General features: G+C 66.2%; 15 protein-coding genes. 13 read left to right on the top strand and 2 right to left on the bottom strand.

Annotated elements, in window-relative coordinates; genetic code table 11:
* The first annotated feature begins 58 nt into the window (after nt 1–58).
* On the top strand, nt 59–1,702 hold the full coding sequence (groL, locus tag JWM94_RS11880) for a chaperonin GroEL (RefSeq protein ID WP_299426996.1): 1,644 nt from the start codon (nt 59–61) through the stop codon (nt 1,700–1,702).
* Nucleotides 1,703–1,968: 266 nt separating this feature from the next.
* Complete coding sequence (locus JWM94_RS11875) at nt 1,969–3,351, top strand: DUF2235 domain-containing protein (protein ID WP_299426993.1); 1,383 nt, start codon at nt 1,969–1,971, stop codon at nt 3,349–3,351.
* A gap of 6 nt (nt 3,352–3,357) precedes the next feature.
* Here the strand turns inward: JWM94_RS11875 and JWM94_RS11870 are convergent, their stop codons facing one another.
* A complete protein-coding gene (locus JWM94_RS11870) occupies nt 3,358–4,296 on the bottom strand; it encodes a bifunctional helix-turn-helix transcriptional regulator/GNAT family N-acetyltransferase (protein WP_299426990.1) in 939 nt (312 codons plus the stop codon).
* Between the two features lie 139 nt (nt 4,297–4,435).
* Here JWM94_RS11870 and pepF point away from each other — a divergent pair, with 139 nt between their 5' ends.
* Both pepF and JWM94_RS11860 read left to right on the top strand, forming a co-directional pair.
* Nucleotides 4,436–6,292 carry an oligoendopeptidase F gene (gene pepF, locus JWM94_RS11865; RefSeq protein WP_299426987.1) on the top strand — a complete coding sequence of 619 codons (1,857 nt, stop codon included), beginning with the start codon at nt 4,436–4,438 and terminating at the stop codon, nt 6,290–6,292.
* Nucleotides 6,293–6,367: 75 nt separating this feature from the next.
* Nucleotides 6,368–8,008, top strand: a complete 1,641-nt coding sequence (locus JWM94_RS11860; RefSeq protein WP_299426984.1) for a DUF6311 domain-containing protein — start codon at nt 6,368–6,370, stop codon at nt 8,006–8,008.
* Here JWM94_RS11860 and JWM94_RS11855 read toward each other — a convergent pair.
* Complete coding sequence (locus JWM94_RS11855; protein WP_299426981.1) at nt 7,986–9,035, bottom strand: mannose-1-phosphate guanylyltransferase/mannose-6-phosphate isomerase; 1,050 nt, start codon at nt 9,033–9,035, stop codon at nt 7,986–7,988. The genes JWM94_RS11860 and JWM94_RS11855 overlap by 23 nt on opposite strands.
* Nucleotides 9,036–9,498: 463 nt before the next feature.
* On the opposite strand from JWM94_RS11855, the gene JWM94_RS11850 reads away from it, so the two are divergent.
* The 9 genes from JWM94_RS11850 to JWM94_RS11810 all read left to right on the top strand — a co-directional run.
* A complete protein-coding gene (locus JWM94_RS11850) occupies nt 9,499–10,887 on the top strand; it encodes a TIGR03013 family XrtA/PEP-CTERM system glycosyltransferase (protein WP_299426978.1) in 1,389 nt (462 codons plus the stop codon).
* On the top strand, nt 10,887–12,926 hold the full coding sequence (gene prsK, locus JWM94_RS11845; RefSeq protein ID WP_299426975.1) for an XrtA/PEP-CTERM system histidine kinase PrsK: 2,040 nt from the start codon (nt 10,887–10,889) through the stop codon (nt 12,924–12,926). Before JWM94_RS11850 ends, prsK begins: the two co-directional genes overlap by 1 nt.
* Entirely contained in the window at nt 12,923–14,269 is a 1,347-nt protein-coding gene (prsR, locus tag JWM94_RS11840) for a PEP-CTERM-box response regulator transcription factor (protein ID WP_299426972.1), read from the top strand. Before prsK ends, prsR begins: the two co-directional genes overlap by 4 nt.
* A 9-nt stretch (nt 14,270–14,278) precedes the next feature.
* Entirely contained in the window at nt 14,279–16,324 is a 2,046-nt protein-coding gene (locus JWM94_RS11835; RefSeq protein ID WP_299426969.1) for a tetratricopeptide repeat protein, read from the top strand.
* A gap of 15 nt (nt 16,325–16,339) precedes the next feature.
* Complete coding sequence (locus JWM94_RS11830) at nt 16,340–17,149, top strand: ATP-binding protein (protein ID WP_299426967.1); 810 nt, start codon at nt 16,340–16,342, stop codon at nt 17,147–17,149.
* 52 nt (nt 17,150–17,201) lie between these two features.
* The gene (locus tag JWM94_RS11825) at nt 17,202–17,651 is read left to right on the top strand and encodes a hypothetical protein (RefSeq protein WP_299426964.1); all 450 of its coding nucleotides are present in this window, start codon (nt 17,202–17,204) and stop codon (nt 17,649–17,651) included.
* A 12-nt stretch (nt 17,652–17,663) separates the two neighbouring features.
* A complete protein-coding gene (locus JWM94_RS11820; RefSeq protein WP_299426961.1) occupies nt 17,664–18,233 on the top strand; it encodes a sensor histidine kinase in 570 nt (189 codons plus the stop codon).
* A 33-nt stretch (nt 18,234–18,266) separates the two neighbouring features.
* Entirely contained in the window at nt 18,267–19,097 is an 831-nt protein-coding gene (locus JWM94_RS11815; protein WP_299426958.1) for a diacylglycerol kinase family protein, read from the top strand.
* Nucleotides 19,094–19,614, top strand: a 521-nt coding sequence (locus tag JWM94_RS11810; RefSeq protein WP_299426955.1) for a metallophosphoesterase, incomplete at its 3' end; no start/stop codon positions are given. The genes JWM94_RS11815 and JWM94_RS11810, both read left to right, overlap by 4 nt.

The raw sequence follows: 19,614 nt of genomic DNA, 5'->3' as shown, positions 1-19,614 counted from the left end.
TCATTCCCATATGCGCGATGTTTGTGAAGTTTCGCGCCAGATTTGAGGATCAGCCATCATGGCAGCCAAGGACGTAAAATTCAGCCGCGACGCGCGCGAGCGCATCCTGCGCGGCGTCGATATTCTCGCCGACGCGGTGAAGGTCACGCTGGGGCCGAAGGGCCGCAACGTCGTGATCGACAAGAGCTATGGCGCACCGCGCATCACCAAGGACGGCGTCACCGTCGCCAAGGAAATCGAGCTCAAGGACAAGTTCGAGAACATGGGCGCGCAGATGCTGCGCGAAGTCGCCTCGAAGACCAACGACATCGCCGGTGACGGCACGACCACTGCGACCGTGCTGGCGCAGGCGATCGTCCGCGAAGGCATGAAGTCGGTCGCCGCCGGGATGAACCCGATGGACCTGAAGCGCGGCATCGATCTCGCTGTCGTCAAGGTCGTCGAGGACCTCAAGGGCCGTTCGAAGCCCGTGTCGGGGACCAAGGAAATCGCCCAGGTCGGCATCATTTCGGCCAACGGCGACACCGTCGTCGGCGAGAAGATCGCCGAAGCGATGGAAAAGGTCGGCAAGGAAGGCGTGATCACCGTCGAGGAAGCCAAGGGTCTCGAATTCGAGCTCGACGTCGTCGAGGGTATGCAGTTCGACCGCGGCTATTTGTCGCCGTACTTCATCACCAACCCGGAAAAGATGTCGGTCGAACTCAACGACCCGTACATCCTGATCCACGAAAAGAAGCTGTCGAACCTGCAGGCGATGCTCCCGATCCTGGAAGCCGTCGTCCAGTCGGGCCGTCCGCTGTTGATCATCGCCGAGGACATCGAGGGCGAGGCTCTGGCCACGCTCGTCGTCAACAAGCTGCGCGGCGGCCTCAAGGTCGCAGCGGTCAAGGCGCCGGGCTTCGGCGATCGCCGCAAGGCGATGCTCGAGGATATCGCGATCCTGACCAAGGGCGAGATGATCTCCGAGGATCTCGGCATCAAGCTCGAGACCGTCACCGTCGGCATGCTCGGCACCGCCAAGCGCGTGACGATCGACAAGGATAACACCACCATCGTCGACGGTGCGGGTGATTCCGATGCGATCAAGGGCCGCACCGAAGCGATCCGCCAGCAGATCGAGAACACCACCAGCGATTACGACCGTGAGAAGCTCCAGGAGCGTCTCGCCAAGCTCGCCGGCGGCGTTGCCGTGATCAAGGTCGGCGGTTCGACCGAAGTCGAGGTCAAGGAGCGCAAGGATCGCGTCGACGACGCGCTGCACGCGACTCGCGCTGCGGTCGAAGAGGGCATCGTCCCCGGCGGCGGTACCGCGCTGCTCTATGCCACCAAGGCGTTGGCCGGCATGAAGGGCGCGAACGACGACCAGACCCGCGGCATCGACATCATCCGCAAGGCGCTCGAGACGCCGCTGCGCCAGATCGCCCAGAATGCGGGCGTCGACGGTGCGGTGGTCGCGGGCAATTTGCTCCGCGAAAATGACGAGACGCGCGGCTTCAACGCGCAGACCGACACGTACGAGAACCTCGTCGAGAGCGGCGTGATCGACCCGACCAAGGTCGTCCGCACCGCACTCCAGGACGCGGCCTCGGTCGCCGGCCTGCTGATCACGACCGAAGCGGCCGTGTCCGAACTGCCCGAAGACAAGCCGGCAATGCCGATGGGCGGCGGCGGCATGGGCGGCATGGGCGGCATGGACTTCTGATTTCGGACGGGAGCAGCGAATGCTGCTCCCGACACGAAATCGGAACGGCCGGCGGATTTCGGCCCTAGGGCAGAATCCCGTCCGACAATAGCGTGGGCTCTGCCCACGCGGCGCAGACAAAAGAACGGCCGGCGGAGCATTCCGCTGGCCGTTCTTGTTTCTGGCCATTTTGATTGTTTTCCCGCTTGATCTGCCCGGTCGCCCGGCGAATGTCATGTCGAGGGGGGACGACGATGCTACGCTTGGGGCTGCTAGCGATACTAAGCATGCTGGTCACGGCGTGCACGACCACCTCGATCGCCGACTATTATGCGAACGCCGTGCCGCTCAAGCATCGCAAGCTGGTGGTGGTGATCGATGGCACGGGAAACGAGCCGCGCGACCACACCAATGCGTTCCGTCTTCATGAACTGATCGCCAACCAGAACCGCGACGATATCGCGACTTTCTATACCGAGGGCGTCGGCAGCGACAGCCGGGCGATCGGGCTCGCGACCGGGTGGGGGATGGGAAAGGATGTCCGCGACGCCTACCGCTTTCTCGCCGAACGTTGGCAGCCGGGCGACGAAATCTACGTCATCGGTTTCAGTCGCGGTGCGTTTGGGGGACGTATCCTGCAGGGGATGATCTACAGCGCCGGCCTCGTCGATTTTGTGGCGCGACGCTATACGCTCGATCAGCGCGAGAAGATCGTTGACCGGCTTTACGACGCGAACAAAATGTTCCGCCGCCTCCGCGAGCGGGAGCCTTCCGCCCAGATACGGCGCATGGGGCAGGTCGACGGCGTGCTGAGAGCTTTTGATCTCGCGAGGCGGCCCGCCCGCGTCTCGGCGGTCGCATATTGGGACACGGTCGCGGCGATGGGGCTGCCCGACGGTACGCCAGACCCCGACAAAGAAGACCGGTCGATGCCGTACCTCGATCAATTCTGTAACGTCGACTACGTCTTCCACGCGCTGTCGCTCGACGACAACCGTCCCAAGGACTTCACCCCCATTTCCGCCAGCGGGTACGATCGCCAGTCGATGTGCAGCAGCGACGATCCGCCGCCCATCATCGACGAAGTGTGGTTCAGCGGGGCACATGCCGACCTTGGCGGAACGTATACCGCCGCCGATGGCGTCACCTTCGATGGCTATCTGTCCGGTGTGTCGCTCAACTGGATGATCTCGCGGTTGGCGGGTTTCGAACTGACCCCGCCGGGCGCGTCGGTCTACGCCAATTGGCGAGACGTGATCCATGATGCGCGCCGCAACAAGGCCTTTTACCGGCGATACGACGACGACAGTCGAGACGTGTTCCGGCTCGCTCGGCAAAGCGGCTATAACTGGGGTGTTCCGCGCGTCCATTTCACGGTGCAGGACAGGCTGGCCGAACTCTACGTTCTGCCCGCGCTGAACGCCCAGTGCGCCGGGGCGGCGCGCAAGCCGCCGATCCTGTGCAGCGACTGGCTCGATCGGTCGAGATTCATGAGGTATTTGAAGAACAACGGGTGCCTCGACCCGGTATACGAACCCGGTCCGTATCGACGTCAGCGCGGCTGGCGATTTGCCGACTCGCGCCGGAGCGCGAACGACCTTGAAGTCGTGACCAAGTGTGTTGTGCTGGTCTACGATACGCCCGAGCAACGCGACGCCGCGTTGCCGTAGTTGCGATCATGGCCCGCGATAGCGCATGGCCACATTGGTCCGCGCATAACGGCGGCCGAATTGCTCCATGATCCCGGCGTCATGGACGAACCCGGCTTTCTCGTAGAGGTGTACGCCCGCCGCGCCCTTGGCGTTGCTGAGCAGATACAGCCGATCGCAGCCCAGCGCGAAGGCGCGGTCGATCATCGCGTGGAGCAGGAATTCGCCTGCCTTGCGCCCACGCGCTTCGGGCAGGACGCCCATCTTGGTCAGCTCGAACTGGCGCTCACCCGTCTTCTGCAGCCCGCACGTGCCGACGATGCCGAGTTCGGGATCCTCGACGAACAATATGTCGCCGCCGGGATCGATGATCCGCTCGCGCGGATTTTCCAGCACGTCGAGATCGGTCGGCTCAAGCGAGTACATTTCGGCGATCCATTGCGCGTTGATGCGGTGGAAATGATGCGCGAGATCATCGCTGAATCGCAGGATGCGTAGCCCGCCGCGCGGCCGCTGGTCGAGCGGCCGCGCGGCGAGCGCGGTTTCGATCGCATCGATCTGGGCGAGCAGGGCGTCGATGTCGCACAGCTCGGCGACAGCGGCGCGCAGGCGCGGCCACAGCATGGTCGTCGCTTGTTCCATCACCGCACGCCCCTGCGCGGTCAGCGCGATCGTTCTGGTGCGTTGGTCGCGGTCGTCGCGGCTCGTCTCGGCCAAGCCGATCTCCACCAGTCGCGCCAGAATGCGGGTGACCGCCGGCTGGCTGATCCCGAGCAGGTCGACCGCCTCGCCGACGCCCAGCGGACCGTGACGATGGAGCGCGGTCAGCAGCGGCATCTGGCTCGGTTGGGTCGGCAGGCCGCAATCGGCGGCGATCCGCTCGGCGCCCGCCTGAAGCCGTTCGGCAAGACGTTTCAACCGACTGCCGAGCATCACTGCACCCTCGGCCTTGACCACATCCTGCATAACCGACCTCCAATGCGTATAACGTGATATATAACACGTTATCGAGTCAAGTGCCTTGCCGATGCAAAACACTCTTTTCTTTCGCGTGGATGCGCGACAAGGTGCCGGTCACCCCGCAACCGATCTTCCGGAGTCCGCCATGCCCAACCTCTCCCGCCGCGAAGCTTTGGCCGCGACTGCGCTCGCCGGGCTCGTCGCCACACTGCCCGCTTGGGCGCAAGCGGCGGGCGGCGCGCAATGGGATCTGACCGACCTGTTCGTGAACGACGCGGCATGGGACGCGGCGCGCAAAAAGGCGCTCGCCGACGTGCCGAGCCTGACCAAATATAAGGGACGCTTGGGCGAAAGCGCCGACACGCTCGCCGCGTTCATGTCCGCCCAGTCGGACCTCAACCGCACGATCAGCCGCGTTTACACCTATGCCAGCCTCAATGCCGACGCCGATCTGCGCGTATCTGCCAATCAGGAGCGCCAGGCCCAGGCGATCGACCTGTACACCGCGTTCGGCGAGGCTGTGTCGTGGGCCAGCCCCGAATTGCTGACGATCGGCAAGGCGAAGATCGACGGCTTCATCGCGTCGAACGCCACGCTCAAGAAACGCTTCGACTTCGCATTGGCCGATACGCTGCGCCAGGCCGATCATACGCTGAGTCCCGAGAGCGAGAATTTGCTCGCTGGCGTCGGGGCGCCGTTCTCCGGGCCGAGCGACATCCGCGAGCAACTCGTCGCGTCCGACATTCCCTGGCCGACCGTCACGCTATCGACCGGCAAGCAGGTCCGGCTCGACGACCAGGCCTATACGCTCAACCGCGACGCGCCCAACCGTGCCGACCGCAAGCTGGTGTTCGACACGTTCTGGGCCGAATACGGCAAGTTCCAGAACTCGCTCGGCGCCGCCTATCTCAGCCACGTCAAGGCGGACATCTACCGCAAGAAGGCGCGCAAATACCCCACCTCGCTCGCCGCCGCACTGTCGGGCAACAACGTTCCCGAGGCGGTGTACCGATCGCTGGTGGCGGAAACCAATAGCGGCCTGCCGCAACTCCACCGCTATTTCGAGCTACGCCGCAAGATGCTCGGGCTGCCCGACATGGCCTATTACGACATCTATCCGCCGCTGGTCGCGCTCGACAAGAAGGTGACAGTGCCAGAGATGCGCGGGATCGTGATCGAGGCGGTCAAGCCGCTCGGGCCCGAATATGCCGACATTTTCGCCAAGGCGACCGCGGGCAAGTGGATGGACCCGCTGCCGCGTCCGGGCAAGAAATCAGGCGCATACATGAACCCCGGCGCGGCGTACGACGTCCACCCGTACCTGCTACTCAATCTCGGCGAGAATTATTCGGGCCTGACGACCTACGCGCACGAATGGGGCCATGCGATGCACACATTGCTCGCCAACAAGAACCAGGTCTACGAAAAGGCCGATTATTCGATCTTCACCGCGGAGATCGCCTCGACCTGCAACGAAGTGCTGCTGGCCGATTATATGGTCGCGAAGGCCACCTCAAAGCAGGAGAAGCTCTTCTATCTCGGCCAACAGCTCGAAAGCATCCGTGGCACCTTCTACCGGCAGGCGATGTTTGCCGAGTTCGAACTCGCCGCGCACGACAAGGCGGAAGCGGGTGAGGGGCTGTCTGGTGAGAAGTTCAGCGCGATGTATCTCGACCTGCTCAAGCGCTATCACGGGCCGAAGGTCGCGGTGTCCGACATCTACGCGTCGGAATGGGCCTATATCCCGCACTTCTACAACAGCTTCTACGTCTATCAATATGCAACGTGCATTTCGGCGGCGTCGTATTTCGCGCGATCGATCCTGAAAGGCGGCGCGAAGGAGCGCGACAATTATCTGAGCGTGCTCAAGGCGGGCGGTTCGGATTATCCGTACGACGTGCTCAAGCGCGCGGGCCTCGATATGGCGTCGGCGGCGCCGTACCAGGCGGTGGTCGCGGCGTTCAAGGACACGCTCGACCAAGTCGAGGCGTTGATTGGGTAGCCGCGCCGATCGAGATAGCCGTTCCCCGGCGAAGGCCGGGGTTCTGTCGGGAAGGTCGAAATAATGGAGCGCGACGTGCTGCCATTATCGTTCGCGCACCTGGGCCCCGGCCTTCGCCGGGGAACCAAGAAGGTATGGAATGCGCTCCCCTTCTTCGCGCTTGCCGTCGCGATGTTCGTCGCGTGGATGCACCCCGCGATCCTCGATCCGCGCAACGTCGGCTGGCTGCTAGACGGCAGCGATCGCGGGCAGAACAGCATGGGGCTGATCGCGTATCTGCGCGGCGGGACGTGGCCAGGGCTGCATGACCCGATGCTGATGGCACCCGAAGGATTGCCGCTGGCGCTGACCGATAGCAATCCGCTGCTCGGGTTGTTGCTCGGGCTGTTCGGGTTGCCGGTCGGCTGGCAAGTCACGGGCCTGTGGCTGTTCGCTTGCATCGCATTGCAGGTGATATTCGCCCGAGCGCTTGTGACACGCTATGTCGCCGATCCGCTCGCGGCTTTCCTCGGCACCGCGTTGCTCGCGGTCAGCCCGGCGCTGATAGCGCGGTACGGCCATGTGAACCTGTGCGCGCATTGGCTGATCCTGTGGGCGTTATGGGTGTTCGTCGATCCCGACCGCGCGCGTCGCCCGGGCTGGTGGGCGGCGGTGCTCGGCGTCGCACTGCTGGTCCATCCCTATCTCACGGTGATGGCGGCGGCGATCTGGGCGAGCGCGGTGTTGCGGTTGCTGGTGGTCGAGCCTGAAAGCTGGCGGCGCACAGTTGTCGGGGCGGGCGCGGTGACGGTCCTGCTTGTCGGCATCGCCTGGTGGCTCGGCTTCATCGGCTTGGATGCGCTGCCGACCGGTAGCTACGGCCAGTTTGGCATGGCGCTCGATGCGCTATGGAACCCTGGCAATTCCGATTATTCGGCGCTGCTGCCGGGGCTGACCACGACATCGGCGCAAGGGTTCGAGGGGCTCAATTATCTCGGCGCTGGCCTGCTGGCGCTGGCAGTCGTCGCTTGCGTGGCGGCGGTCGCGCGGCGCGAGCGATTGGCCGATCTGCCGCTCTTCTGGCTCGTGCCCGCTTTCCTCGTGCTGACGCTGGTCGCGATCGGACCGCATTGGGTGTGGCGCGGTCAGACACTGATGGCGTGGCCGCTGCCCGACATCGTGCGCGACGCACTCGACCCGGTGCGCGCAGGCGGGCGGCTGTTCTGGCCAGTCGGCTATGTAATCGCGCTTGCCGCGATCGTCGTCGCCAGCAGATTGCCGCGCGCCAGCCTGATCCTCGGCGCGGCGCTTGCGCTGCAATTGTTCGACCTCGCGCCGATGGTGTCTGCGGTGCGCGCGACCAGCGCGTCGGCCGGCGACCAGATCTATCGCTGCACCCGCGACCCGGCTTGGGCTGCGATGGTCGCTCGCGCCTCCGCGATCGAGTTCGAGCCTGCGACGCCCTATCTGGAGGAGGCGGTGCGCGACGAATTGACCTGGCGTGCAATCACCGCGCCGCGTCCCGTCCCGCTGCGCTATTTCTACGCGTCGCGCGAACCTGCCGCCGTACGCAAGCGCCTCGATGCCGATACCGCAGCATTCCAGGCCGGGCGGATCGATCCGACGCGGCTCTACGTCATTCTCGACAACCGCATCCCGCTCGCGGTGATGAACCGCATCCAGCTGATCGACGGTATCGCGGTCATTCCCCCGGTCAGTCCTTCATCGCCTCGATAAGCTTCTTCACTTCCTGACTGCGCCCGCGGGGCATGACGAGGACGTCCTTGCCGTTCGCCACCACGATCAAGTCGGTCACGCCGACCAGCGCGATGCGGACGCCATCGGCCCGAACCAGGCAGTTCTCGGTCTCGATCGCGACGACATCGCCCTTGCAGGCGTTGCCGTTCGCGTCGCAATGGCTGATCTCGTGGAGCGCGTCCCAGCTGCCGAGGTCGCTCCACCCCATGCTGACCGGCACCACCGCGACTCGTTCGGCCTTTTCCATAACCGCATAGTCGACCGATTCCGACGGCGAGGCGGCGAAGGCGTCGGCGTCGGGATGGAGGCGCGAACCCTCGGTCCGGCCCTTGAGCAGCGCCTGTTGCGCGGCATGCAGCATGTCGGGGGCATGGACCGCCAGCGCGCCGAGGAACGCGTCGGCGCGGAACAGAAATATCCCGCCGTTCCAGACATGGTCGCCGGCCGCGAGCATCGCCTCGGCGCGATCCCTGGGCGGTTTCTCGACGAAGCTCGCGACACGGTGGACGCGCGGGGCGATGCCGTCGCCGACATGGATCCAGCCATAGCCGGTCTCCGCCGCATGCGGATCGATCCCGAAGGTCACCAGCCAGCCTTGCTCGACCATCGGCAGCGCCGCTTGCACCGCGGCGTGGAAAGCGTCGACATCGGCGATGACATGGTCCGACGGCATGACCAGCAACGCCGCATCGCTGTTCGCCGCCAGCGCGGCGAGCGCGATCGCCGGCGCGGTGTTGCGCGCGACCGGTTCGAGGATCAGCGTCCAGTCGCTGGCGCCGATATCGCCTAGTTGCGCCTCGATCTCGTCGGCATGCCGCGCATTGGCGACGACGATCGGCGCACCGAACGCCTCGCCCGCGGTGCGCCGCGCGGTCAGTTGCAGCATCGTCTCGTCGGCGGTCAGCGCGAGCAATTGCTTGGGCTTTTCGGGCGTCGATATCGGCCACAACCGCGTGCCCGACCCGCCCGACAGGATGACAGGAATGATCGTCGTCGGCTCGGCCATGCACGGTCCTCGATTGCTTCTGCGTCTATGTAGGGGCGTTCTCCGGATTTGCCCAAACGCGAAAGCGTGCTGACGGTTTCGCGGCTCAGATAGTTCCGGTATGGACACAATGCGTTGACCGAGAAAAGGCCACGCCATAGCCTGTCTGACATGCAGGAGAGCTTTATGAAGACTGCACTGATTGTTGGAGCGGCTGCTGCGATACTTTTGGCCGCGAGCGGCGCGTTGGCACAAAAGAAGCCGCCGGTTTTTAAACCTCCGCCGCTCCCCAGCCCGCCGATGAATACGGCGGGAACCACGCCGGCCACACTTCCGGCGCCGCCGCCTCGTCGGCCCCGCCCGCCCGTTCATCATTAGGGTGCGTCGAACTTCGCATTCAGCCTTTATTTGTCAATTTCTGCGACACCGCGCCTGACCCTGTCGGAAAAGCTTACACGCCGCAGCGGTCACGAGGCGCAAGACGATGATCAGGCTGTTCAAGCACTATGTGCCGCACGCCGTTCTGTTTCTGGGGTTGCTCGACGTCGCGCTGCTGATCGCGGCGATGGAGGTCGGCTATTCGTTGCGCCTGCACCAGCTCGGCAGCCTGGTCGAGCCGATGCGCACGCGGTTGCCGCAACTGGCGGTCTATGCCGGCGCGCTCGAAGTCGCGATGGTCGCGGTCGGGGTGTACGGCGCCGACGCACTGCAATCGTTGCGCCGCGCGACGGCGCGGATCCTGGTGGCGATTTCGCTCGGGGTGATCTTCCTGTCGGTGGTGTTCTTCGTGTCACCGGGGCTCAGTTTCTGGCGCTCCAACCTGCTCTACGCGATGGGACTGTCGGCGGTCGCGCTGATCGTTTTGCGCGTGCTGCTCGGCAAGTTGCTCGGCGGGCATGTGTTCAAGCGCCGGATCGTGGTGATGGGCGCCGGGCCGCGCGCGGCGCGGCTCAAGGCGCTGGCCGCGCAGCCGGGGTCGGCGTTCGTCGTCGTCGGCTATCTGTCGATGAGCGAGACCAACCGCGTCATTCCCGAAGCGATCGCGCGCGACGCGATCTATAATCTGGCCGACCATGTCGTGCTGCTCAACGCCAGCGAAGTCGTGCTCGCGCTCGAGGAACGGCGCAACGCATTGCCGCTCAAGGATTTGCTGCGGATCAAGACCACCGGGGTCCACGTCAACGAAATCTCGACCTTTCTCGAACGCGAGACCGGCCGCGTCGACTTGCAATCGGTCAATCCAAGCTGGCTGATCTTTTCCGACGGATTTTCCTCGGGACGGATGCTGTCGAGCGTGTTCAAGCGGCTGTTCGATATCACCGCCAGCGTGCTGTTGCTCTTGCTCACCGGCCCGATCATCATCGCGACGGCAATCGCGGTGAAGCTGGAAAGCAAGGGCCCGGCTTTCTATCGCCAGCGCCGCGTCGGGCTGTACGGCGTCGGGTTCGATTGCATCAAATTGCGATCGATGCGGGTCGATGCCGAGGTCAACGGCCAGGCGGTGTGGGCGGAGAAGGACGATCCGCGGATCACGCGCGTCGGGCGCTTCATCCGCAAGGTGCGGCTCGACGAGCTGCCGCAATGTTGGAGCGTGCTCAAGGGCGAGATGAGCTTCGTCGGCCCGCGCCCCGAGCGCCCGCAGTTCGTCGAGGATCTCGAGCAGCAGCTCAATTATTACGCCGAGCGCCACATGGTGAAGCCGGGGATCACCGGCTGGGCGCAGATCAACTATCCGTACGGCGCGTCGATCGAGGACAGCCGGCAGAAGCTCGAATACGATTTGTATTACGCCAAAAATTACTCGCCGTTCCTCGACCTGCTGATCATCCTCCAGACGATCCGCGTCGTGCTGTGGCCCGAGGGCGCGCGCTGATGACGGCAACCGTCATCCTGTGGGGGCATGCGCTCGCTGCGTTGCTGTTCGCCGGACTCGCGCTGTCGCAGCTGCGCGCCGGGACGGTCAGCGTGCCGCGCACCGCATTCCTCGTCGCGCTCGGGCTGACCGCGCTGTGGGCGCTGGCGGTGGCCGGAATCGGCGCGGGCGATGTCGTCACCAAGGTTGCCGAAAGCGTCCGTAACTTGGGCTGGCTCGGCTTCATGTTCGCGCTGTTGCGGCGCGACGCCGGGGCGCGGCGCGACCGGGCGGTCAAGACGATCTACGGCGTGATCGCGCTGGTGGCGGCGGCAGGAATCGTGCTGGCCATCGTTCCGGCGTCGAGTGCCGTGCAGGGCGTTTCCGCGGTCCGCGTATTGTTGCGGATGATGGTCGCGGTCGGCGCGCTGGTGCTGGTCAACCATCTCTATTCGCTGGTCGCGCCCGCCGCGCGCGGCGGGATCCGCATGGCCGTTATCGCGCTGGCGACGATGTGGCTGGCCGATTTGGCGCTCTACACCGCCGCGTATCTGGGCGGCGACTGGCCGGAGGTGCTGATCGCCGCGCGCGGGGTCGTCATGGCGGCGATCGTGCCGGTGCTGGCGATCGCGGTGCACCGCAACGGTGACTGGACGCTCAACATCTCGCGCACCGTGACGTGGCAGTCGCTGACGCTAGTCGCGCTGACGATCTACGCGATGACCACGGTGCTGGTGATCAGCGCGATCGAGGCGTTCGGCGGCGGCTATGCGCGCCTCGCGCAGACCGCGTTCGTGTTCGGATCGGCCGCCGCGCTGCTGACGTTGCTATCGTCGCCGACGATCAAGGCGTGGCTGCGCGTGATGGTCGCCAAGCATTTGTTCCGCCACCGTTACGATTACCGCGCCGAATGGGTGCGGTTCACCGAAACGCTGGGCACCCCGGGCGAGAGCGCGCCGCCGCTCGAGGAACGCATCGTCAAGGCGGTCGCCGACTTGACCGATTCGCCCGCCGGGCTGTTGCTCGTCGCCGATGGCGCGGCACTGGCGCTCGGGACCGGATGGCAGTGGCCGGGCGATCCGCCGTCGCATGTCGCGACCGACGAACTCACCGTCTTCTTCGCCGACGGGGCGCATATTGTCGAGCTCGACAGTGTCCGCACGGGCCGCGCGACGCGCGAGGAACTCGCCGCGGTGCCGCAATGGATGCTCGATCATCACGCCGCCTGGGCGGTGGTGCCGCTGGTTCACGTCAAGACGCTGATCGGCGCGATCCTGCTCGCGCGGCCGCCGATCGACCGCAGCCTCGATTGGGAGGACTTCGACTTGCTCCGCATCGCCGGGCGGCAGGTCGCGAGCTATCTGGCGGAGGCGCGCGCGCACGAACAACTCGCCGACGCGCGCCGCTTCGACGAATTCAACCGCCGCTTCGCGTTCATCCTGCATGATGTGAAAAATCTGGTCAGCCAGCTGACACTGGTCGCGCGCAACGCCGAGCGACATGCCGACAATCCCGACTTCCGCGCGGACATGATCGCGACATTGCAGGATTCGGCGGGGCGGATGAACGACTTGCTCGCGCGGCTGTCGCAGCACCATTCGGGCCGCGCCGACGATCCGCAAGCGGTCGAATTGATGCCGCTCGCCGAACGTGTCGCACGGCGGCGCGGGGGTAGCCATGCGGTGATCGTGTCGGGCAGCCGCGATGCGCTCGCGCTGGCCGATCCGGGCCGGCTCGAACAGGCGCTCGGGCATCTGATCCAGAACGCGGTCGAAGCGAGCAGCGGCGGCGATCCAGTGACCGTGACGGTCGGGCATGCCTCGATCGAAATCGCCGATACGGGCAGGGGGATGAACGCGGCGTTCGTTCGCGATCATTTGTTCCGCCCGTTCGTGTCGACCAAGCCGGGCGGCTTCGGGATCGGCGCGTTCGAGGCGCGGCAAGTCATTCAGACAATGGGAGGAACGCTCGATGTGATCAGCCGCGAAGGGGAGGGCACGCGCTTCACGATTTCGCTGCCGACCGCGATAGCGCCCAGCCGAATGGAACGCGCGGCATGACGACGCCCAAGCCGAAGCTATTGATCGTCGAGGACGATGCCGGGCTGCAGCGCCAGTTGCGCTGGGCGTATGAGGGCTATGAGGTGATCGTCGCGAGCGACCGCCGCGAGGCGATCGACGCGGTACGCGCCGAGGAGCCCGCGGTCGTGACGCTCGACCTCGGCCTGCCGCCCGATCCCGACGGGGTGAGCGAAGGGTTCGCGACGCTCGGCGAAATCCTGCGGCTCAAGCCCGATACAAAGGTCATCGTCGCCTCCGGCCACGGCGCGCGCGAAAGTGCACTCCGCGCGATCGGCGAAGGGGCGTGGGATTTCTACCAGAAACCGATCGACATCGACGCGCTCGGGCTGATCGTCGCGCGGGCATTCCACGTCCATGCGCTCGAGGCGGAGAATCGCCGGCTCGCGGCATCCCCGACCGCAGCGCTCGGCGGGCTGATTACCGCCGCGCCCGAAATGCTCAAGGTCACGAGCATGATCGAGCGCGTCGCCTCCGCCGATGTGTCGGTGATGCTGCTCGGTGCGAGCGGGACGGGCAAGGAAGTGCTCGCGCGCGGGCTGCACAATGCCAGCGGGCGCAAGGGCCAGTTCGTCGCGATCAACTGTGCCGCGATCCCCGAGACCTTGCTCGAAAGCGAGTTGTTCGGGCACGAAAAGGGTGCCTTCACCGGCGCGGTCAAGACCACCGAGGGCAAGATCGAGCTGGCCGACGGCGGCACCTTGTTTCTCGACGAAATCGGCGACGTGCCGCTGCCGTTGCAGGTCAAGTTGCTGCGGTTTTTGCAGGAGCGTGTGATCGAACGGATCGGTGGGCGGAAAGCCATCGCGGTCGACGTGCGGATCGTGTGCGCGACTCATCAGGACGTCGATGCGATGGTCGCGGGCGGCACCTTCCGCGAAGACCTCTATTACCGCCTCGCCGAGATCGTCGTGCGCATTCCCAGCCTTGCCGAGCGCGCGGGCGACGCCGTGCTGCTCGCCAGGCATTTCCTGCATCAATACGCCAAGGCGATGAACCGGCCGGTGTCGGGGCTCGCGCCCGATGCGCTGTCGGCGATCGACGCCTGGGGTTGGGCGGGCAATGTCCGCGAGCTCGAAAACCGTATCAAGCGCGCGGTGATAATGGCCGACGGCAAGTACGTATCCGCCGCCGACCTCGACCTCGGCGGCAAGGACGAGCCCGAGCCGATCAACCTGAAATCGGTGCGCGAAACCGCCGACCGCAAGGCGATCCGCCATGCGCTGGCGCGCGCCGAGGGCAACATCTCGAACACCGCCAAGCTGCTCGGGATCAGCCGCCCGACGCTCTACGATTTGCTCAAGAGCTATGACCTCCATGCCTAGGACTTGCCCATGAAGACCTTCGCCAAAACTGCTCTGGCCGGCACCGCCGCTTTCGCAGCGATCGCCGGCGTTACGCTGACGCTCGTCGCGCCGGCGCGCGCCGACAATGCGGCAGCGAAACAGGATCTGGTCCTTAGCCTGGGTTTGCTGAAAGACGGCAATTTCAACGCCGCGCGGTCCTACGCGCAAAAGGCGATCCAGGCCGATCCCAAATGGGGGCTGGCGCACGCCGTGCTGGCGCGGACTTTCCTGGCGCTTGGCGACGGCGTGGGGGCGGAGTCCGAACTCGGTCGCGCCGCCGCGAACGGTTTCGACATGACGCGCGGGCACCAGCTGCTGGCCGATGCGTGGTTGATCCAGGGCGACGCAAAGCGCGCGCTGGCAGAAGCCGACAAGGCCGATCCGCGCTTCGGCGGCTATGCCACGCGCGTGACCGCCAAGGCGTTGGCGCTGCAAGGCAAGTCGCCCGAGGCGATCGCCTTGCTTGGCGAATTGCTCGATGCCGATCCGTCCAATTCCTACGCTTGGTCCGACCTCGCCCGGATTCGCTACAATGCCGGCGATATCGCCGGTGCGTCGAGCAATGCGCAACGCGCGGTGGCGCTCGACCGAGCCAACCTCCAGGCGCTGACCTTGCGTGGCGAGCTGGTGCGCGAGCAATTCGGTCTCGCCGCGGCGGTGCCGTGGTTCGAGGCGGCGTTGCGGCGCGACGCCTATTTCCACGCCGCGCTGATCGAATATGCCGCCACGCTCGGCGATATGGGCCGCTACACCGACATGCTGGCGGCGACGCGGCGCGCGCTGGCAGCACGGCCGGGCAGCCCGCAGGCGCTTTACCTCCAGGCGGTGCTCGCCGCGCGCGCGCAGAATTACGATCTCGCGCGCGCGCTGATGCAGCGCACCGGCGGCGCGATCGACGATTTGCCCGGCGCGCTGCTGCTCGGCGGCACGCTCGATTATCAGGCCGGGTCGTACGAACAGGCGATCGGCAAGTGGCGCGAACTAATCGGCCGCCAGCCGATGAACATCACCGCGCGCCGGCTGCTCGGCGCGGCGTTGCTGCGCTCGGGCGATGCCAAGGGTGCGCTCGACGTGCTGCGCCCGGTCGCGCTGCGCGGCGATGCCGACAGCTACACGCTGGCGCTGGTCGGGCGCGCGTTCGAGGCCAATGGCGAGCGCGACTGGGCGGCCAAGTACCTCGATCGCTCGGCATGGCCGACGACCGACGGCACCGCCCCGTTCGGCACCGATGACGGCCTCGCCGTGCTGGCGAGCGCGGCCAGCAACGACCCGGGCAACCCGGTGGCGGCGGTGGGGATGATCCGCGGGCTGATCGATGCCGGGCAGTCGGGCGACGCGCTCGACCGTGCCAAGGCGCTGGCGGCGGCCAATCCCGGCGCGCCCGCCGCGCATCTGCTGGTTGGCGACACGCTGATGACGATGGGCCGGTTCGGCGAGGCGGCGGATTCGTATCGCCGCGCCGCCGACATCAAGTTCGACGAAGCGACGATGCTGCGCGTGGTCGATGCACTCGACCATGCTGGACGCCGTCCCGAAGCCTCGAGCGTGCTAGCGCTGTTCCTCGGCCAGCATCCGGAGAACGTGGCAGCGTTGCGCATCGCCGCGCATTGGCAGATCGCGGCGCGCGACTGGGACGGCGCGATCGGCACGCTGGAGGATTTGCGCTCGCGGGTCGGGTCGCGCGACGCCGGGCTGCTCGCGGAATTGACCTACGCCAATATCGGTGCGGAGGATTTCGATGACGCGCTGGGCTATGGCGCCGCCGCGTACGAGATCGCGCCGATGAGCCCCGCGGCGACCGACGCTTATGGCTGGGCGTTCTACGCGGCGGGCGATGCCGACAAGGCGAAGGACTTGCTGGAAAAAGCGGTGTTGCTCGCCCCGGGTCAGGCCGGCATCCGCTGGCATCTGGCGCAGGCTTATGCCGATCTCGGGCGAAACGCCGACGCCAAGGGGCAGATCGCGCTAGCGCTCGGCGATCCGGCCTTCGCCGATCGCGCGCCGGCGCAAGCGTTGCTCAAGACGCTGGGCTGAGTGTAACGCGGGTTTGTGACCGACCCGATCGACCGCATCGCCGCCGCGCTGGAGCGGATCGCGCCGCCAGTGCCCGCCGATGTCGATCCGCTGGCCTATGCCGCGTATGTCTGGCGCGACGGCGGGCTGTCGGCGGTGCGCGCGTTCGACCCGTTGCCGCTCGATATGCTGCTCGGCATCGACGCGCAGAAGGCGGCGTTGGTCGAGGATTTTCGCCGGCTGGCGGCGGGACATGCAGCGCAGGACGTCCTGCTGTGGGGCGCGCGCGGCAGCGGCAAGTCGGCGTTGGTCAAGAGCGCGGTCGCCGCGATTCAGGCCGATGGCGGGAAGCTGGCGCTGATCGAAGTGGCGGATATGGCCGGGTTGCGCGCGTTGTTCGATCGCATCGACCGCGTGCCGCGCGCGTTCGTCCTGTTTCTCGACGATCTGGGCTTCGACGCCGCGCATGACGCCCGGGCGCTACGCTCGTTGCTCCAGGGCGGCGCAGAGGCGCGACCGGCCAATGCCCGGCTGGTGGTGACGTCCAACCGGCGCCATGTGATCCCGCGCGACATCGCCGAGCAGGACAGCGCGATCAACCCGCGCGACAGCGTGGACGATCACCTCGCGCTGGCCGACCGGTTCGGGCTGAGCCTGGGGTTTCACGTGCTCGATCAGCAAGGGTATCTGGCGATCGTGCGCAACTATGCCGCGCGGTTCGATCTGGCGTTCGACGCCGAGGAAGCGGTCGGCTGGGCGACGCGCCGCGGCGGGCGGTCGGGGCGCGTCGCGTGGCATTACGTCACCGATCTTGCCGGACGGTCGGGGCGGAAACTACCTTTTTGATTGATCGGGATTAATTTCGGGCCGGATCGGCTTGACATTCAGGGGCGTAACGATGCCGAAGTCGGTCATGGCAAGGCTGGGCGAACTCGACCTTCCCGATCGGCTCGCGCCGACGGTTCCGCGCTGGGCGACGCAGCTTGGCGTGGCGTTGTTGTGCGCCGCCGGGATTGAGATTACCCGTGCCATCGTCAACACGATCGCGCCCGGCTCGGCTGTGTTTGCGCTCGTCTTTCCCGCGATCATGATGGCGACGCTGTTCGCGCGCTGGCAGTCGGGCGCGATGACCGCGGCAATCTCGATCTGCTACACGTTCTTCGTCGTCTACTTGCCGACCGCTGGCGCGACGACCCGCGCGGTCGTCAATCCGCGGTTCGCGGTGTTCGCCGTGGCGGTCGCGGCGTTGCTGACGATCGTGCTGGCGGAGACGTTCCGCCGCGCGGTGCACCGCGCGACGTCCGAGCGCGATCGCCAGATCGCCGACCGCGACCTGATGCTGGCCTAGTTAGAACACCGCGTGAAGAATAAGTTCGCAATCGTCGCGAGCATGCTCGACATCCAGCGCCGGCGCGCGGGCGACACCCCCGCCGGCGAAGCACTGGGCGCGGCGATGATGCGCGTCGACAGTATCGCGCGGGCGCACCGCCATCTCTACCGCGACGGCGAGCGCAGCGAGGTCAACGTCCAGGATTATCTCGCCGATCTGTGCGCGACGCTATCGGATGCCTTGCTGCTGCGCGGCGGGGTGACGCTGCATTGCGAGGCCGATCCGGCGCCGATCCAGCGCGACCATGCGGTATCGATCGGGCTGGTCGTCAACGAACTCGTGACCAACGCCGCCAAGCATGCCTTTGCAGGGCGGGAAAGCGGCACCATCGACGTGTCGTGGAAACGCCGCGCGGAAGGGGGCTGGCGACTGACCGTCGCCGATGACGGCGTCGGCATGCCGCCAGGTCCCAAGCCGGCGCGCCGCGACGGCGGGCTCGGCCAGCGGTTGATCGAGGCGTTCGCGCATCAGGCGGGCGGATCGCTGAACACGGTCAGCGGCGAAACCGGCACGTGCGTCACGATGGACGTGCCCGATTGATCGAAAGCGCGCCCCGGCGCGTTGATCCGGGGCATGCAACGAATATGGTTCATCACCAATCCGAAGTCCGGATCGTCGAGCACGGCGCAGGCCGAGGAGATCGTCGCGGGCATTGCCGATCGCGGATTGACGCTGGCGGGGCGGACCGACTTTCCCGGCGATGCCTTGCCGACACTCGACGCGCTGGAGGCGGCGAAGGTCGATACCGTCGTGCTGCTGGCCGGTGACGGGACGATCAATGCGGCGGTGCGCGCGCTCGCCGATTGGGACGGCGCGATCCTGGTCCTGCCCGGCGGTACGATGAACATGCTGGCCAAATCGCTGCATACCGAGACCGATCCGGTCGCGATCCTCGCCGCGGCACAGGAGCGCGGGCGGCGAATCGCGTTGCCGTTCGTCGCGGCGGGCGAGCATCGCGCGATGGTCGGGCTGATCGTCGGCCCAGCCGCGAATTGGTACCACGCGCGCGAGCGCATCCGCGAGGGCAAGCTCGCCGATCTATGGCCGGCGGTGCGGTTGGCGTGGCGGCGGACATTCGGCAAGGGCATCCGGCTGGCGGGCGCGCCGGGCTTCGCGCGCGAGGCACAGGCGGCATATGTCCGGGCGCATGAGAACATGCTTGCCGTCGCCGCGATCAACGCGCGCGATTTCCGATCGCTCGCCGACCTCGGGTGGAACTTGATCACCGGCGACTGGGTTGCCGCCCATGCCGTGACCGAAATTCAGACCAACCGCCTGACCATCGCCGAACGCCGCCCGGTGCTCGCGCTGTTCGATGGCGAGCCGGTGACGCTCGATCCCGCGACGACGGTCATGGCGGGCCGCACCGGCGAGCAATTCGTCGCCACCGGTCCCGCGACATGATCCGGCTGTTCCACGTCAGTGACGTCCATTTCGGGCGCGAGGACAAAGCCGCAGTCGCCTGGTTCGACGCCTTGGTCGCTGCAGAGCAGCCCGACGCGATCATCATGACCGGCGACCTGACGATGCGCGCGCGGTCGAGCGAGTTTGCACGCGGGCTCGAATGGCTGCAGTCGCTCGGGCGGTCGGTAACGCTCGAGGTCGGCAACCACGATTTGCCGTATTGGAACATGATCGACCGGCTGTTCCGGCCTTATCACCGCTATCATGCGATTGAGCGAATGATCGAGAAGCCGCTCGATCTGCCCGGGGTGACGATCGTGCCGCTGGTGACGACGCGGCGCGCGCAGTGGCGGCTCAATTGGTCGAAGGGATATGTCAGCCGTCACGCACTGCAAAAGGCGCTGGCGCTGGTCGAGGCCGCGCCGAAGGACGGGCTCGTCTTCATCGCGTGCCACCACCCGCTGATCGAGCCGCACACCAAGGCATCGGCGAAGACGCATCGCGGCGCCGAGGCGCT

The sequence above is a fragment of the Sphingomonas bacterium genome, assembly GCF_028289855.1.
Classification (GTDB): Bacteria; Pseudomonadota; Alphaproteobacteria; order Sphingomonadales; family Sphingomonadaceae; genus Sphingomonas.
The sequence above is the reverse complement of the archived record's forward strand: the minus strand, read 5'-3'. Positions and strand labels throughout refer to the sequence as shown.

Bases quoted from the DNA above. Each gene is read 5' to 3' on its own strand.
- groL (WP_299426996.1), top strand. From the start codon at position 59: ATGGCAGCCAAGGACGTAAAATTCAGCCGCGACGCGCGCGAGCGCATC.
- JWM94_RS11875 (WP_299426993.1), top strand. From the start codon at position 1,969: ATGCTGGTCACGGCGTGCACGACCACCTCGATCGCCGACTATTATGCG.
- JWM94_RS11870 (WP_299426990.1), bottom strand. From the start codon at position 4,296: ATGCAGGATGTGGTCAAGGCCGAGGGTGCAGTGATGCTCGGCAGTCGG.
- pepF (WP_299426987.1), top strand. From the start codon at position 4,436: ATGCCCAACCTCTCCCGCCGCGAAGCTTTGGCCGCGACTGCGCTCGCC.
- JWM94_RS11855 (WP_299426981.1), bottom strand. From the start codon at position 9,035: ATGGCCGAGCCGACGACGATCATTCCTGTCATCCTGTCGGGCGGGTCG.
- JWM94_RS11850 (WP_299426978.1), top strand. From the start codon at position 9,499: ATGATCAGGCTGTTCAAGCACTATGTGCCGCACGCCGTTCTGTTTCTG.
- prsK (WP_299426975.1), top strand. From the start codon at position 10,887: ATGACGGCAACCGTCATCCTGTGGGGGCATGCGCTCGCTGCGTTGCTG.
- prsR (WP_299426972.1), top strand. From the start codon at position 12,923: ATGACGACGCCCAAGCCGAAGCTATTGATCGTCGAGGACGATGCCGGG.
- JWM94_RS11835 (WP_299426969.1), top strand. From the start codon at position 14,279: ATGAAGACCTTCGCCAAAACTGCTCTGGCCGGCACCGCCGCTTTCGCA.
- JWM94_RS11825 (WP_299426964.1), top strand. From the start codon at position 17,202: ATGCCGAAGTCGGTCATGGCAAGGCTGGGCGAACTCGACCTTCCCGAT.
- JWM94_RS11815 (WP_299426958.1), top strand. From the start codon at position 18,267: ATGCAACGAATATGGTTCATCACCAATCCGAAGTCCGGATCGTCGAGC.